The sequence below is a fragment of the Tunturiibacter psychrotolerans genome (assembly GCF_051013365.1).
In the GTDB taxonomy this organism is placed as follows: Bacteria; Acidobacteriota; Terriglobia; order Terriglobales; family Acidobacteriaceae; genus Edaphobacter; species Edaphobacter psychrotolerans_A.
In genome coordinates this window covers 1,607,474-1,621,699 of the sequence record NZ_CP132941.1, presented here as the reverse complement: position 1 = coordinate 1,621,699, position 14,226 = coordinate 1,607,474, and the positions used below count along the sequence as shown (strand labels likewise).

Here is a 14,226-nt window from a genome sequence, read left to right as displayed (position 1 = left end):
TGACTCGATTACTCCGGAGCGACTGTTTTTGAAGGTGCGATTTGCGGCAACATCACGACTAGCGCCGTTGTATTATCAGATGTTTTTGGGCTCACCTGGTCGAAAAACCGGCACGCTAGTACCCCCAAGACCAATTCCAGGCTGGCCACTCAACTTTGCTCATGATAAAGGACGTTATCATGCATCGGATCTCCAGACCGGGATCACCTGCGCGCCGATCGGAATCTGGTACAGCGCACGGTACTCGTGGAGTGCTTGCAAGTTATCTTCAATCGATCTGTAAGCGCAAAGCGATAATGTCGTAGCTCCGCAAAGTTGAACCGTCCATACTTGCCCCTCTGGACAAAGTCCTAGAGGTGCCGATTGGAACAGTTTGTTATGAGCGGAAGCGAATTGCAGCGCATAGAGGTCCTTGCTGAGGTTTTATCTAGGAGGCGCACGGAAGCGTCGGCGGCTACGATCCTGGGTATCGGCACAAGACAAACGCGTCGTCTGGTTGCGGCCTACCGAGCTAGCGGTGGAGCGAGTGTCATACACAAGAGCCGGGGTCGCCCGTCGAACAACAGATTAATAGGTATCTCGATCAGCAGGGCGTCGCGGTCACGAAAAGTTTTAATGCGAGTTCAAGGTCACGTGCCGTTTGAGGCGTGCGTAGCCGAGGATTCGATCAAGACGCGATTGCCCTGGAGCCCAGGGACTGCAACCGAGTCTACGGCAAACTTCTTGAGGAATTTAGAAAGACTCGCGGCGACAGTCTTGCATTCATTAGACCATTTTGCCTTTAGGTGTAGTCGCCGAAGCGGAGTCTGAGCGAAGCCTTGGCGTCCTGTGCGGTGATGGTCTGGAGGGCTTGTGCGGTGGCGTGTTCGAGTTGCGGCATAGCTCGTGCGGCGCGCGCGCGCAGACGGGCTTTGAGCAAAATCTCGTCGGTCTTCCTCGATCAAGTGGCCAATGACCTGTTTGACGCACCAGGCTTTTCGATCGCGATGATGATCAAGCATGCCTTCGGGATACTCCAGAAGGCAGGAAACAATGTCGAGGGTTGAAAGAAGTTGACGTGATAGCTCACTGCACAATGCTTCCTTAACGAACTGCATTCCATTACTCCCTTGGGCGTCCTCTAGTCGAGAGCGCAACTCTTTCGACTGCCTTCGTCCGAAGCGGCAAATCTCTACCGTGAATAGTGAATGCTTCATCCACATCGCATGAGTACTATGTGCAGACTGCGCTGCTCGTAGCTCATGGCGTCCGCGGGGAGGATCCGGGCGGCGGAGGGCGCGGCAGGTAGTTGAGCACGCGTGCGTTCGGTATGTGCCTTGACGGGATGGCGGCCGGTAAGCCAATCCTCGTTGGGGTCAATCACAGCGTCAATAGCCTGAAGCACCCCGACCTCTTCCATGCGCCAAACACGTCTTTGCACAGAGACCGCAGAGAGATTGACTTGGTCAGATATGACGCGCAGCGAAGTGGCGTTGTCATGTCTGCAGGTGCTTATTGAGTGAAAAGTACTTTGCGGTCGACCGTGCTTGCGGCAACAAAGCTGAGTAGACGGCTGCCCTCTAAGGTAAGCGCTGCGATTTCTCTTCGAGACGACCGCTCAAATAGGGATATGGCAAGGGTAGCGACCGCTTTGTCTTTGATGACCTTCCATGTTCCGCGGACGAAACCATCGACCAATACGGTCGGAATGCCTATGCCAATACGCTGGCGGTATTCCTGAGGAATGATTCGTGTTCGATCAGCGTGTGCAAGGAGAATATTGTCGTATTCAGGCAAAAAACGCGGCGGCGCCGGGGTATCGGGGTCCGGCAACAGTCCCTCAGGGACGTCAAATAGCTCACGATTCCGCTCATCATAGAAGGTACGCAAGCGTGGACGGAGGGATTCGAATATTTTGCCGAGCCCCGTCAAACCGGACCATGTCTGGATGTCCGCCACCGTGGCCGGCCCGAACGCCTCCAGATAACGAAGGATCAGCGGTTTGGGCGAAGTATCTGCATCGAAGGGATGGCCGAGCCATTCTTCGGCGGAGGCCCACGTTGACCGGCCACTCAAGCCCCAGAGCCCTCGCGGGGGGCTTGCACCATAGGGATGTGAGTGCGAAGAGCATACGCTACAGACTGACCGTTCAGGTCCGGCAGATGTTGCTCTACTAGCTCTGCGATCGCTGCATGCGTCAACAATCGGTCTTTGATGAGAGCTAGCCCGGTGGAGACAAGCTTTTGAGTATCTATTCCTGAGAGGTTTTTACCAAACTCCGAACTGTGGAGATGACGTTCCAAAACTGGCCGAACGACTGGCCACCATCTGCTGCAGTCGCCTGCGGTTACCAGATGGAGGGTAGAGCGCATCAGCACAATACGCACGACGAGCTTGTTCTTGATCAGTTCAACCAACTCGGACGGGAGAAAGCCGTCGATCCGTGCCCAGAGACCTATATAGGGTGCATTGGGTAACTGAGCCTGCATCCCAGCCAGTCGTTCAATTGTCTCCACCACGGACAGCTTCGATCGGCGTAAGAGAAACTGGCGTTCAAGGAGAGCCCTGTTGAGAGCGCGTTGGCTCAAGACATTGCCGAATCCACTGCGATCATGAAAGTTTGCAGGTTCTTTAGACATTGTGTTGAAGTGTAGGCGATCTCACCAGATCTGACTCATGTGACTAGCAATCGGACTCCCGATTATCCCTGTGCCGTCGTGCGATGCCGCGAACGCCCCTAGATGCCGTAGACACTCGTGAGACGGAAACGTAGTCAGGCTTGTTACGGAATGATCCGCCGTTCTCTGAAGTCTTGCAGTATGTTGAGGAACATTTGTTCCGTATCAATATCTCGTGAAAGCCAAACCTCCGCGCCTTCGAGCCGTCGGCAAAGAAGTCATAGTCCCAAGAGAAGACAAAGTCTCCGAAGCTCCAGGAGGACACGTCCTTGTAGGGCGTGCTGGTCAAGCCATGCTTCTCAACCATGTCCACCCATAGTGCCTCCTTGTCCTTCATGATGACATCAAGATTCATAAATAGCGGCGGAGCTACCTCTAGCGCGAAGAATCGCGCAATGGTCGGCCACATTTCGCTCCAGCGGAACAGATCCCCGTTATTGATATTGAAGGAGTTATTCGCGCATCGTGGCTCCGTGGCTGCCCATATCGTCGCCTTCGCTAAAAGACCTGCGTCTGTCATCTCGATAAGTTTGTCATATGCTCCAGGCTTGCCGGGGAATCGAAGAGGAATACCAAGCTCCTTCGACATCGCCGCATAGACTGCGATGACCATCGCCAGGTTCATCGGATTACCCAGCGCGAATCCACAAACGACTGAGGGCCGAATTGCTGACCATGTCCATGCCTTGCCGGACTGGCGCAGTTCGAGGTGGTTTTGCTGGTCCACGTTAAACTCGGGCGGCATATGAGAAGGATCGCTCTCCTTCGCCGGCGTTTTAAATGGCCCGAGATGCGCTCCATAAACCTTATATCCGTGCATGAGGCTGATGTGCTGGAGGTGTTCAGCAGCAGACTCAACATGTTCCACCACATTCTGTAACATCGCGAGATTGGGAGGAACCAACTCAGCCCATGTCGGTCTCTCTTGATAAGCCGCATAAAAGATGTGAGTGACGTCATGCAGCGCCGGCAGCTTTGCTCGACAGTCGTCCGGGTCAAGAAGATCAACGGATACGTGCCGGAGGCTTCTGGTGTCCTCGCCGGGACGCCGAGATAGACCGATGATCTTCCAATCTCCCAGGGACACGAGATGATCGATAAGATTGCGACCGATCACACCTTGCGCCCCTGCGACCAAGGCCGTTTTGGTTGCGTCTTTCATATTTCTCTCCCCCAAGTGTCTCTATTAACGCGGATCACGTTGTCCTGACACGATTTCCTTCAGAAGTGTTTTTTGGCGGTGCGGGATCGAGTAGTGACAAGTCGACGCCATCCATTGCATAACGCGCAAACAGGAAGTCATGGATCGAGATCACGCGATCGCCGTCGAAATCCAGCGCAACAAAATAGGCAGGCGTTCCGAGAGAGACCTCGCGGTCGTATACGAGCATCGCGGGCCGGCCATCGACGACGGCCGCCGAGTAAGCCCATTGTTTAGCGGCCGCATAGGCAGCGTAGTACTGCCCGACCTCGCTCTTGCCTTGCTTGTGGAACTTCGCGACAAGGTCGAGTTTCACGTCTTCGGCCAGCATCGCGCGGACCATGTCGAAGTCTCCGGTCTTGAACCCCTCGACGTACTTGATCAGGCGTGCGCGCATTCCATCCGACATCATAGGCAGCAAGACGTCGGGATCCCTGGCAAACTCGCGCAATCGGACACGCCCCCGCTGGAGTGCGGATTTCGCGGCGGCTTCGCTCGCACCGGTAATCGCGGCTACCTCCTCCAGCGAGTGTCCCAGCACGTCCTTCAGGATGACTGCGCTCCGCTGAAGCGCCGGAAGACGCATGAAAGTGCGGAGGCTCATCGAGGCGGTCTCATGATCGTGACTGGGGGAATCGGTAGCGGCAATCATGTCGAGGTCCTCGTCACTCTGGATCGTCACACCACGCGCGCGGCGGCGCAGGAAATCGAGCGCCGTGTTGTGGGCGATACGGAACAGCCAGCCTTCAGGGTTGTCAAGGACACCGACGTTCGGCAGCGCGGTAAGAGCTTTGATGAGCGCGTCTTGCACAATGTCCTCGCCATCGACGGCGGAGCCGGTCATGCGTGCGCAATATCGATGGAGCTTTGGCCGAAGCTCACTGGCTAACTGTTCGAACTTCTCGCGCACAGGATCAGTCATTGCATATCGTGTCCTCAGGGTGGCAGGCTGATAGCAATCATACGTCGAGCGGCAGGATGTCGCTCTCGTGGCGAAAGCCGTAGGCGACGCCGTTGCCATAACGCGGATCTCCGAGTAGCTCGGCGACCTGTTCTCCAATCTGCGCCGGGCGCAGAATCGAGCCATACCGTCGCACGACAAGCTCGTCTACGGTGATACCCTCGATCGCCGCGTAGGCGGCGGCCGCCTGATGGCCGAGCGCTGTGCCGGAAATCAGCTGGCATGGCACCAGCACCTGGAAGTGGATCCCGAGGTCGCGCTCGCGCGATACCGCGTTTGCACTGTGGGCCATGAACCACAGCATCCGTTTGGCGCCTATATAGCCTCCGGACAGCCGCAGGGTTTCGGGGGCGATGTACGGCACTGCAAGCACCATCGCCGCGCCGCTCGACATGACCAGAACGCGCCCACCTCGCTTCATCGGAGTGTTGAGTGCGGCCTGAATGCCGACTAGCCCCGCCTTCACATCTGTGTTCCAGATGGTCGAGAACTCTTCCCAGCTCTGATGGTCGATAGGCTTCATGGGCAGCCGAGCGCCTGCGTTAAGGATGAGCACGTCGGGCATCTCTTCGTGGACGACTGAGTTCATCAGCGTGGCGTCGGTTGCGTCACCCGCGATCACCGTAGCACCGGCCTGCTCAGCCGCATAGAGCTTCGCTCGATCGCGGCCAATTGCGGTCACGCTCGCGCCGCAGGCGGCGAGCGACTCGACCATGGCGAGCCCCAGCCCCTGGCTGCCGCCAGTGATGATTACGCGCTTTCCGCTCAGGTTCTGCATGTTCCTTCTCCTTACCCGAATTCGTCCGTGTTCATGGATCGAGACCTATGGAGTTTCCGCACTCTGCTCGGCCAGGGATTGAACATAAATGTCGACGAGAATCTTCGATATGGCGGTGGGTTGTGAAAAGAATGGCGAATGGCTGCTTTCCAATGTGTGCGTCGTTGTCTTGCCGCCGATGGCAGCGTCAACCGTCGCAATCATGTGATCCTGACCGGTCAACGGAATCGCGCGATCCTGTGTGGTACGGATGTAATGGCGGGGCACCGTACCAAATCGTTCAGGCGTGATTTGGGATGGCGCGAGGGCTCCGGCGTTCGATTCGTCGCAATGAAGTTGGGACGCCGCATGCGCGAATTCAGACTCCGAGACGTCGGCGTAAAACGAGGCCTTAAGTAGCGATCGGTAGGCTTCGTCGGTTGACCCGGCATGAATCCGGGTCGCGCCGATGGCTACTGGATCTCCCACGAACAGCCTGGGCGCAAGGGCAGACGACAAACTTTCATGCTGCAGCATCGCGAGCAGCGGCATGCCGTTCGGCACCAGGAACCCGGAAAGATATACGACCGCGAGAAGCAGGTTCGGAACCTGCTCGGCGACCGCCGAAACTGTCATCCCACCGGCCGAGTGCCCGACCAGGATAACTCTGCCGTCGCTGAGTGATGCAGCTTCTTTTACCAGCGCGACTACGGCTTGTGTCCGCTCTTCCTGCGTAACGGCGCCGTTAGGCGATGGCTCGGCGGCGAACGCAGCGGGGTCGAACGGGCGAAGGCCGAGCGACGTTGGTGCTATTGCATTGACCCCGGCCCCAGGAAGGTCAAGCGTCAGAGCCACGAAGCCGTGAGCTTCAAGGATTGGCGTAACCTTGTCCCAAGACGAATGGTTGTGAAATCCGCCGTGGACCAGGACAAATACTGCTTTGGTTGCTGACATTGCTGCTCCCTCTTTCGTTTGCTTTTGCGATCTTTACGATCTGTGTGAGCGGCCATATCGCCATTTTGCACCTCGCCTGCTGAGACGAACAAAGGGTGATGACTTCAAACTTCCCTGTTGTCGAAGAGGAACATTTGAACGCCCGAGTCATCAGGCGCAAAGAGCCGACGATCCACCCCAGCCACTTGTCCCTCCGGGCTTGCAAACGCCTTTTCAATCGCCGCAAGGTCGTCGAAATGCAGTATTGCGATTAGATGAACATCGGAGGTTCCTACTGGCGTTGCGATAACGCCGGCGCTGACCTCGTACTTCCTAAGACCCGGAATCTTCTTGGCCAGAGGTACATGGATTTCGAAGTAATGCTTGTCAAATGCCCAGACGTTCTTCGGTGTCCGGTAAATCACTACCATCCGAGCCATTACAGTTCTCCTTGGTTACTTGGGTGAAGAGAAACTCATTTGCGTGTGCTGTCGACTGCCCTTGAGACAGAAGGCCATCGCCGCGGCCGTTCCTGAATCCGCCGATCAGAGGTTGATGTTGATTCAGTACACCCGCTGCGCTGGCGGAACAGTATTGACTCCACTGATGCGCATGCGGGTTGTAAAGATATAGTGTGAGGCCTTCGAAATGTCCGATCGAACCGTCTGCCTCGATCTTCTCGAGCTGCGCTGGGCCATCCCAAACCTTCCGGATATGCACGGTTCCATTCAGATCCGCCCAGTCCTTGGAACCCGTAGGCGGATGCAGGAGGAGGCGAGTATGAATCTTCCATGCCCCAATAAGGAAATCGAAATCATGCTGCCCGTTCTGCAACTAGCCGGACGGTGTCTGCGCGGGCGCTGCCGCCACAGCTTGGGCGAGTGCGCTCATCGAAAGAAAACAGCCGACGAGCAAGCTTGATAGCAAAATTCTTCCGGCCTGCCGATTCAACATTTTCATCATCATCATCTTTCAGTCCTCCGGAGTCGGGTTTTCTAGGGCGTCTTTGGTAGCCATCATTCTGTCGTTTGTCAGGCGTGGTGTTGGATTCAAACGAAGTACGCCGTTGTGGACTCCTGAGTCTTACACCATGAAGACGATCTCGTTCGTGGAAACGAATCGGTCGGACGCAGAAATTTCACGAATAACCAAAAAAAGTCATCTACCGATGACTTTGAGCCCTCATGGCGGTTTTACAGAGTGGAGTGCCCGGCTTCTTTTGTACCAGTGAAGTTGATTGAAACTGGACTCATGAGGGGCCTGAACAATCTGTACCAAGTCGAAGGTTAGTTTTCAGCTCAAAGGAGCGTTCCATGGCACGAGGGAAGAAGCGACGGCTGTGTCGCGGTAGATCATGCTCAGGCTGGTGAACCAGCCATGCGGCACCCCGCGTTACTATCTAACGCAACGCGAAAACAAAGATGCACTTACCCCGGCCATCATCGATCTAGCCAGCCAGTATGGCCGATATGGTTACCGACGGATCACGGCGCTGCTGATGCGGGACGGATGGCAGGCGAAGCGGCCAGGAAATTCGAACTTGCTGCAAAGCCGGGCGGTCTCAACCGGTCGGTGCAGCACGGGTATCTAGAAACTGTGGGACTACGACTAACATTCACAAGAGAACCAGTCTTCCAGAACTCGCAACCGAAAGACTTCTCGAAACGGAAGAGACTGTGACCGTATATGTTTGAAAGGCAAATCATGACGAGATATCAAAGATCTTATTTAGCGATTATTTTAGTTATTGTCGTCGCGATCGTCCCATACCCGGCCCACACGCAGCCCAAAACCCCTTCCGTAAAATCCCTGCGAGTCTATCTATTCGACTGCGGTCTAATCAAAGGTGAAAATCCTCTGGACTCTGGCTTGAAGAGTGGCGACGTAATGAACGCCGATATGGTAGTCCCGTGCTATCTCATCGTTCATCCCAAAGGAACACTCATGTGAGACGTCGGCGTGATCCCAGACAGCGATTTCACAACCAATGCACCAGTGAGCAATACTGAGGACGCAGACGTCGTGAGTTCTCCAAGACCACTCATACCTCAACTAGCCGTCTTGGGTTATCCGCCCGCAGCCATCACCTACCTCGCATTCTCCCACTATCATTTTGATCATGTGGCCAATGCGAACGCGTTCACCGGCTCCACCTGGCTTGTTCACCAAGCCGAAAGTGACGCGATGTTCGCCGTAAAGCCTCAGGAGCAATCCGCTTACAACCGCCTTAAGACCAGTAAAACCGTGATCCTGACAGACGCTGACTACGATGTGTTCGGTGATGGCACCGTAATCATCAAAGTCTGCTCCCGGCCACACCCCCGGCCACCAAGTGCTGGCGTTGAAGCTGCCGAAAACCGGCCCTGTTCTCATTGCCGGAGACCTCTGGCACTACCCGGCCGAGCGAACAACCTCCGCCGCTCCCAGGTATGAAGCGAATCAGCAACAAACACTGGCGAGCCGAGCGACCATGGAGGCCTACCTCAAGCAGAGCGGTGCGCACCTCTGGATCGAGCACGACTCAGGAACGTTTCGTTCGGCTTAAGAAAGCGCCTAATTACAACCAATGATCAGCGACCGTTTAAGAAAGCATCTTCGCGTCCCAGCTTTGAATGGCGCCTCAATCGTCGACTGCCTTACATGTCTTTCTACGGCTTCTAGCGAACTAGCCAACACAGGTCTTAATACATTGCTTTGAATTCAGGGCTAACCGGAAGCGCTTCTGTCGCTTATGGTTTTGGGTTGGAGGTGGCGAGTTTGCAGTACCGCGATTAAGGCCTCAGTTCCCATGGTTAGGGTGCCGCTGCTCCGGTCTGTTTGAGCTCCAGGTCGCCTTTGTGGGGGCCCGGTTGGATGGTCCAGCCGGGTTTGAGCGTGAGGCTGAATCCCGCGCCGTGGAGCGTGGCCGGGTCGAAGCCGATGGCCGAGACAGTCGCGATGCTGGGCTGCTTGCGCAGGAGGACGCCGCCGCTCTCGACGTTGAGGGTGCCCCAGGCGTCCTCAAGGGTTATGGTCGGGTATACGGTGCCGAGATCACCGAGCGGTACCAGGGACTGGGGTTTGAACTGCATGTTGTAGTGCGCAAGCGGCAGCGCGAGCACAGGGCCATCGACTAGTTTGGCCTGGTACGCAGCAAGCTCAGTTCGCTTCTTCTGTTCGTTGGCAACCTCACGGGCGCGCAGACTGCCGTCGGGGTCATACACTGCCTCCCGCGCCTTTAGTTCGGTGAAATCCGGCGGCGGAAGATGGAGCGCGGTGCTGAGGCGCTGGTCGAAGCGCTCGCCGGATGGGTTGGTGGCGAAGTCGTGCAGCCAGCCAGGGTCGGCCTGATCCAGCAGCAGCCCATACGCGGGCCCGGTAGCGTACGCGAAGGTACGGACAAAGCTCGGAAACTGGACAAAGGCCGAGAGGTCGCGCACGGCGTAGCGGGTCCGCTCCTCGGGCGTGAGCAGGCCGAGCCTGACGCCGGTGTACTCGGCGATGCCTTCATTGGATTCAAGTGCGGCTTCGTTCTCCGCAGCAGCCGGAAAGAGACGATAGCGTTCGCGGCGGAACAGGATGGCGTCAGAGATTGCGGTGCGACGGGCAGCGTGCGCGGGTGCCTGGAGAGCGGCGGCAAGTGCCCGCCATTCGAGTTGCAGGAGGTAGCGGCCGTCGAAGGTGTCAAGCTGTGAGTTGTCGCCGTCGTTCTTCGGGATATGGAGGTCGTCCTGCTGGATGCGATGAAAGAGCTCATGGGCCAGCGTGACGTGGCGCATATCCGGATCTTCGCGCATCGGCCACGGCCAGAGGAGCTCGCACCAACGGGTGCCGGACCAGGTCATCGTGGTGTCGGATATCGGCTCGGATGCTGGCAAGACGCCGGTAAAGACGGAGCCGGATGGCTTGAGGACACCGTCGGCATCAGCCTGGTTGGCGACAACAGAGCGGTCGTCGGGATCGACCAGCAGCATGGGACCACAGAGGGTATGTCCCCAGAACGGCGCCTCCGTCGCGGGTGCAGATCGTATTCGCCTGCTGGAAGATGGACTCCGCCTGTGCGGGATCGATGGCCGCCGCGGCGGGCGTCGGGGCGAGAGCGGCTAAGACCAGGGCAACAATAAGGGCCTGGAAGGAACGAAAGATAGCGGAGGCGGTTGGCCGCATCTTCATCATCATAGGAATATAGTCATAGCAACGATCAAATCCTGCAGAAAATTGCCGCCTGCTGCGCAGCACCAGCATCCGACGTCCCCAGTAGCCCCTGTGACGGCGTAACCTCGCTTTCGCGAGAAGCAGGTTCGGAACCTGGTGGGCGACCGCCGAAGCTGTCATCCCACCGGCCGAGTGCCCGACCAGGATAACCCTGCCGTCGCTGAGTGATGCAGCTTCTTTTACCAACGCGACTACGGCTCGTGTCCGCTCCTCCTGCGTAACGGCGCCGTTAGGCGATGGCTCGGCGGCGAACGCAGCGGGGTCGAACCGGCGAAGGCCGAGCGACGTTGATGCTATCGCGTTGGCTCCCGCGCCAGGAAGGTCGATCGTCAACGCCTCAGGGCCATCGGATTTAAGGATTGGCGTAACCCTGTCCCAAGACGAATGGTTGTGCCAACCGCCGTGGATCAGTACAAACATTGCTTTCGTTGCTGACAACGCTGAGCCCTCTTCGTGTGATTTTGAGATGTGTATAAACGGCCGCCCGCAGTTGTATGCCCTCGCCTGCCGAGTCGAACAAAAGAGGGGCGGATTCAAACTTCCCTGCTGTCGAACAGAAACATCTGCACGCCCGAATCATCCGGCGCAAAGATTTGGCGATCCTCTCCGCAGCCTGCCCCGCCGGGCTTGCAAACGCCCTTTGGAGCGCGCCATGTCGTCGAAATACACGTGCCAATTCTAAACACATCGGGGCTTACCAACAGCGTTACGATACTGCCGTCGCTGATCTCGTACCTCTTCAGACCCGCAAGCTTCTTAGCCAGAGGCACGTGAATCTCGAAGTAATGTCGGCAAATGCCTCAATGTCCTTCGGTGTCCGATAAATGACGACCATATGAGCCATTGCAACTCTCCTTTGCTAGTTTGTCTGAGCAAACTTACGTGCACATTGCCATCGGCTGCGCGTGCGACAGAAGGCAACGGCAGCTACTTGCCGGTCGCGGTCTCTTCATCGCGCGTCAATGTTGCGACAAAATTCGGTTCCCAGGTCTTACCGCCGTCATCGGAAAACGCTTGTTCAACGTGATGTGAATTTGGAGTGATGTCCGAATATACGAGTCGAACACAAATCGTCCGACCATTGAATGATTGCTGGCCGAAGAGTTCGCCGCGGCCGTTCTTGAACTCGCCGATCCGAGGTTGACTCGGTACACCCACTGCGCTGTCGACAAAGTATTGACTCCACTGATGCGCCTGCGGGTTGTAAAGAAGCAGTGAGCCGCCTTTGAAATGTTCACCCTCGATCTCCTCAAGCTGCGCTCGGCCATCCCAAACCTTCCGAATGTGCACCGGTTCATTCACCTCCACCCAGTCGTTGGAGCCCGTAAGCGGATGCAGCAGGATGCGGGTATGGGTCTTCCATGTCCCAATGTTGAAATCGAAATCATGTTGCCCATCCCGCAACTCGCCAGCCGGTGGCTGTACGGGAGCTGCAGCCACAGCCTGGGCGAGTGCGCTCATCGTAAGTGAGCACCCGACGAGCAAGCTTGATAGCAAAATTCTTCCGGCCTGCCGAGCTCTTTTCAACGTCTTCTTCACAGTCATGATCTTTTGTCCTCCGGAGTTGGGTTTTCTAGTGCGAGTTCAATAGCCATCATTCTGTCGGTTCTCAGACCTGGATATGGTTTTGGATTCAAACGAAGTAAGCCGTTGTGCATGGCTGAACCTCGCATCATGAAGACGATTTCGCAAGTCGAAACGGATCGGTCGGGCGTAGAAATTTCACGAATAACAAAAAACATGTCATCTACCGATGACTTTGAGCCGACCTGGCGGTTGTACAGAGTAGAGAGAGACCGGGCGGCCAAATGGCAGCTCCAGATTGACCATGCGGACGCCTGATAGACGCCCTCGATGATGCTTGTTCCAAGACGTGTCTCACCACCCGCCCATATAAAGGAGAGAGAACAAATGAAATCTCAATCGTTCGAGAAACCTAACCAACCCAAGGATGCGATAGATATGGCGACTTGGCATGAATATCACGAGCGTTTCTGGTCAAACCTTTTGTTGCAACTTAAAGTGCGACTAGAAACCTTGCGCCCGTCATGTGACAAATGATTAGCCACGGAACGCCGTTAAGAATCGTTAATTGAGACATGAAACACGGTGCTTCTGGAAAAGCTGGACGTAGAAAGCCTCATCGGACTGCATATGTCACCAATCTCCTGGTGAATCTAGAGGAGGCTGTAACAAACCATCTGGAAGTTCGGCGTCGACTTCACCTAAGCGCCAGGGAAAAGGCATTGAAAGATGATTAGGAGCTCTCAGGATGCGTCTGAAACCGGAACTTTATTTTTTCGCCGTGGTAGTTGCACTGAGTGCGGCTGGATTGGACTCTTGGGCCGTCGCGCAGTTGCCGTCATTGTCGATGAGTCCAATGCTTGACTGTTCGGGCTTACCGTGTGCGGATGTGACCGTGGGAGGCAGCACTCACCTCAAGATGCTTATAGACACGGGGAATCCAAACTCGGTGCTGGATCTGTCGAAGGCGACCGAGCTTGGCGTAGAGCTGAAGCCACTGCTTGGGCGTGACGGCAAGCCCTATGCCCGCTATTCCGCCGGAACAGTCAAGGATGTTCGGCTGGGAGATGTCGCGCTAGGAGATATCGAATTTCTAGTATCCACTCTGCAGCCGGGCATTCGAAAAGGAAGCCGTCCATCGGGGGACGGATCACTCTCTTACACCGCGTTCGAGGGCCGGATACTGAAGATGGACTACAAGGGACAGCGAGTCGGTATCTCCGAGTTGCTGAAGGCCGACACCCCTTGCCCGGAGATCTGCGGCACGCCGACAACGCCAACCTTCGGCAAAGAGGGGCCGCCCATTCTGGCAACGACCGGCTTTCAATTGAATGGGAAGCTGATCACGGTACAGATCGATACCCTCTACGGTGGCACGATGCTGATCTATCCCACCTCGGTTGAGAAGCTCGGCCTGGCTGCTGAGTTGCAGTCTACGAAAATACGCCGGTTTCCCTATACCGATGGCGGCGTTGAAATGATTGAAGGACTCGCAAAGACGGAGGGCTTCGAAAAACACGCATTAATGAAGAATGCGCCGCTGTACTTTGCCACACCCAAAGTTCATCTACCGGACGGGCTGTTCGATGGGACCGTCGGACAGGAACTCTTCCTCGGGCGCGTCGTGACCATTGATCTTCATGCACATCGCTTCTGGATCATCTGATCTCCAACGCCTTCGGGCCGCTGTCTTCAATCAAAGACGCGGTTGAGGACATCGATCATGGGATATTTCATCGTCTGCTCACATTCAGCCCCGATCTCGCTCTCCGACCGCCTCAAAACTTATGCCGTTGCTGCACTGAGCGCCTAAGTGCCGTGAGGTCGTGGTCTCAGGCTTTTACGCCATGTAATGCAAGGCCGCTTCTGGCGCCAACAAACTTAACGACATATAGCGGAAGGGTCCGCAAAATTGCGCCAAAGCGTCTGGTAACGCTTTTAGGGCCGCAGTGCAGCTCCATTTTCAGGCTGTGGAGCGAGCACTGTCATATGGAGTTGG

The 14,226-nt window shown here is 56.2% G+C and carries 18 protein-coding genes; 4 read left to right on the top strand and 14 right to left on the bottom strand.

What is annotated here, in order from left to right; all coding sequences use genetic code 11:
• Positions 1–781: 781 nt before the first annotated feature.
• The 10 genes from RBB76_RS06680 to RBB76_RS06635 all read right to left on the bottom strand — a co-directional run bounded on the left by RBB76_RS06680 (position 782) and on the right by RBB76_RS06635 (position 7,478).
• Positions 782–919, bottom strand: coding sequence for a hypothetical protein (locus RBB76_RS06680; protein WP_429628193.1), 138 nt, complete (start codon positions 917–919; stop codon positions 782–784).
• A 273-nt stretch (positions 920–1,192) separates the two neighbouring features.
• Positions 1,193–1,384: a hypothetical protein gene (locus RBB76_RS06675; protein ID WP_429628194.1), complete on the bottom strand. Its 192-nt coding sequence runs from the start codon at positions 1,382–1,384 to the stop codon at positions 1,193–1,195.
• Between the two features lie 107 nt (positions 1,385–1,491).
• Complete coding sequence (locus RBB76_RS06670; protein WP_433963529.1) at positions 1,492–2,055, bottom strand: winged helix DNA-binding domain-containing protein; 564 nt, start codon at positions 2,053–2,055, stop codon at positions 1,492–1,494.
• On the bottom strand, positions 2,052–2,498 hold the full coding sequence (locus RBB76_RS06665; protein WP_433963528.1) for a DNA glycosylase AlkZ-like family protein: 447 nt from the start codon (positions 2,496–2,498) through the stop codon (positions 2,052–2,054). The genes RBB76_RS06670 and RBB76_RS06665 overlap by 4 nt, the downstream gene beginning before the upstream one ends.
• A 163-nt stretch (positions 2,499–2,661) precedes the next feature.
• Positions 2,662–3,819 (bottom strand): SDR family oxidoreductase, encoded by a 1,158-nt coding sequence (locus RBB76_RS06660; protein WP_429628196.1) that lies wholly within the window; start codon positions 3,817–3,819, stop codon positions 2,662–2,664.
• A gap of 34 nt (positions 3,820–3,853) precedes the next feature.
• Positions 3,854–4,780 (bottom strand): RNA polymerase sigma factor, encoded by a 927-nt coding sequence (locus RBB76_RS06655; RefSeq protein ID WP_429628197.1) that lies wholly within the window; start codon positions 4,778–4,780, stop codon positions 3,854–3,856.
• Between the two features lie 37 nt (positions 4,781–4,817).
• Entirely contained in the window at positions 4,818–5,597 is a 780-nt protein-coding gene (locus tag RBB76_RS06650; RefSeq protein WP_429628198.1) for an SDR family NAD(P)-dependent oxidoreductase, read from the bottom strand.
• A gap of 45 nt (positions 5,598–5,642) precedes the next feature.
• Positions 5,643–6,530: an alpha/beta hydrolase gene (locus tag RBB76_RS06645; protein ID WP_429628199.1), complete on the bottom strand. Its 888-nt coding sequence runs from the start codon at positions 6,528–6,530 to the stop codon at positions 5,643–5,645.
• A 104-nt stretch (positions 6,531–6,634) separates the two neighbouring features.
• Positions 6,635–6,949, bottom strand: coding sequence for an EthD family reductase (locus RBB76_RS06640; protein WP_429628200.1), 315 nt, complete (start codon positions 6,947–6,949; stop codon positions 6,635–6,637).
• 394 nt (positions 6,950–7,343) lie between these two features.
• A complete protein-coding gene (locus tag RBB76_RS06635) occupies positions 7,344–7,478 on the bottom strand; it encodes a hypothetical protein (protein WP_429628201.1) in 135 nt (44 codons plus the stop codon).
• 385 nt (positions 7,479–7,863) lie between these two features.
• On the opposite strand from RBB76_RS06635, the gene RBB76_RS06630 reads away from it, so the two are divergent.
• The 3 genes from RBB76_RS06630 to RBB76_RS06620 all read left to right on the top strand — a co-directional run bounded on the left by RBB76_RS06630 (position 7,864) and on the right by RBB76_RS06620 (position 9,054).
• A complete protein-coding gene (locus RBB76_RS06630) occupies positions 7,864–8,100 on the top strand; it encodes a hypothetical protein (RefSeq protein WP_429628921.1) in 237 nt (78 codons plus the stop codon).
• 368 nt (positions 8,101–8,468) lie between these two features.
• Entirely contained in the window at positions 8,469–8,942 is a 474-nt protein-coding gene (locus RBB76_RS06625; protein ID WP_433963527.1) for an MBL fold metallo-hydrolase, read from the top strand.
• Complete coding sequence (locus RBB76_RS06620; RefSeq protein ID WP_429628922.1) at positions 8,851–9,054, top strand: hypothetical protein; 204 nt, start codon at positions 8,851–8,853, stop codon at positions 9,052–9,054. Before RBB76_RS06625 ends, RBB76_RS06620 begins: the two co-directional genes overlap by 92 nt.
• A 247-nt stretch (positions 9,055–9,301) precedes the next feature.
• Here RBB76_RS06620 and RBB76_RS06615 read toward each other — a convergent pair whose 3' ends face one another.
• The 4 genes from RBB76_RS06615 to RBB76_RS06600 form a co-directional block, all read right to left on the bottom strand.
• A complete protein-coding gene (locus tag RBB76_RS06615; protein WP_429628203.1) occupies positions 9,302–10,366 on the bottom strand; it encodes a hypothetical protein in 1,065 nt (354 codons plus the stop codon).
• 46 nt (positions 10,367–10,412) lie between these two features.
• Positions 10,413–11,141 (bottom strand): alpha/beta fold hydrolase, encoded by a 729-nt coding sequence (locus tag RBB76_RS06610; protein ID WP_429628204.1) that lies wholly within the window; start codon positions 11,139–11,141, stop codon positions 10,413–10,415.
• A gap of 95 nt (positions 11,142–11,236) precedes the next feature.
• Positions 11,237–11,473, bottom strand: a complete 237-nt coding sequence (locus RBB76_RS06605; RefSeq protein WP_429628205.1) for a hypothetical protein — start codon at positions 11,471–11,473, stop codon at positions 11,237–11,239.
• 157 nt (positions 11,474–11,630) lie between these two features.
• Positions 11,631–12,248, bottom strand: a complete 618-nt coding sequence (locus RBB76_RS06600; RefSeq protein ID WP_429628206.1) for a hypothetical protein — start codon at positions 12,246–12,248, stop codon at positions 11,631–11,633.
• 727 nt (positions 12,249–12,975) lie between these two features.
• On the opposite strand from RBB76_RS06600, the gene RBB76_RS06595 reads away from it, so the two are divergent.
• Positions 12,976–13,893, top strand: a complete 918-nt coding sequence (locus RBB76_RS06595; RefSeq protein WP_429628207.1) for a retropepsin-like aspartic protease — start codon at positions 12,976–12,978, stop codon at positions 13,891–13,893.
• Positions 13,894–14,226 lie beyond the last annotated feature (333 nt).

Bases quoted from the DNA above. Each gene is read 5' to 3' on its own strand.
- RBB76_RS06660 (WP_429628196.1), bottom strand. From the start codon at position 3,819: ATGAAAGACGCAACCAAAACGGCCTTGGTCGCAGGGGCGCAAGGTGTG.
- RBB76_RS06655 (WP_429628197.1), bottom strand. From the start codon at position 4,780: ATGACTGATCCTGTGCGCGAGAAGTTCGAACAGTTAGCCAGTGAGCTT.
- RBB76_RS06650 (WP_429628198.1), bottom strand. From the start codon at position 5,597: ATGCAGAACCTGAGCGGAAAGCGCGTAATCATCACTGGCGGCAGCCAG.
- RBB76_RS06645 (WP_429628199.1), bottom strand. From the start codon at position 6,530: ATGTCAGCAACCAAAGCAGTATTTGTCCTGGTCCACGGCGGATTTCAC.
- RBB76_RS06640 (WP_429628200.1), bottom strand. From the start codon at position 6,949: ATGGCTCGGATGGTAGTGATTTACCGGACACCGAAGAACGTCTGGGCA.
- RBB76_RS06635 (WP_429628201.1), bottom strand. From the start codon at position 7,478: ATGATGATGATGAAAATGTTGAATCGGCAGGCCGGAAGAATTTTGCTA.
- RBB76_RS06630 (WP_429628921.1), top strand. From the start codon at position 7,864: ATGCTCAGGCTGGTGAACCAGCCATGCGGCACCCCGCGTTACTATCTA.
- RBB76_RS06600 (WP_429628206.1), bottom strand. From the start codon at position 12,248: ATGACTGTGAAGAAGACGTTGAAAAGAGCTCGGCAGGCCGGAAGAATT.
- RBB76_RS06595 (WP_429628207.1), top strand. From the start codon at position 12,976: ATGCGTCTGAAACCGGAACTTTATTTTTTCGCCGTGGTAGTTGCACTG.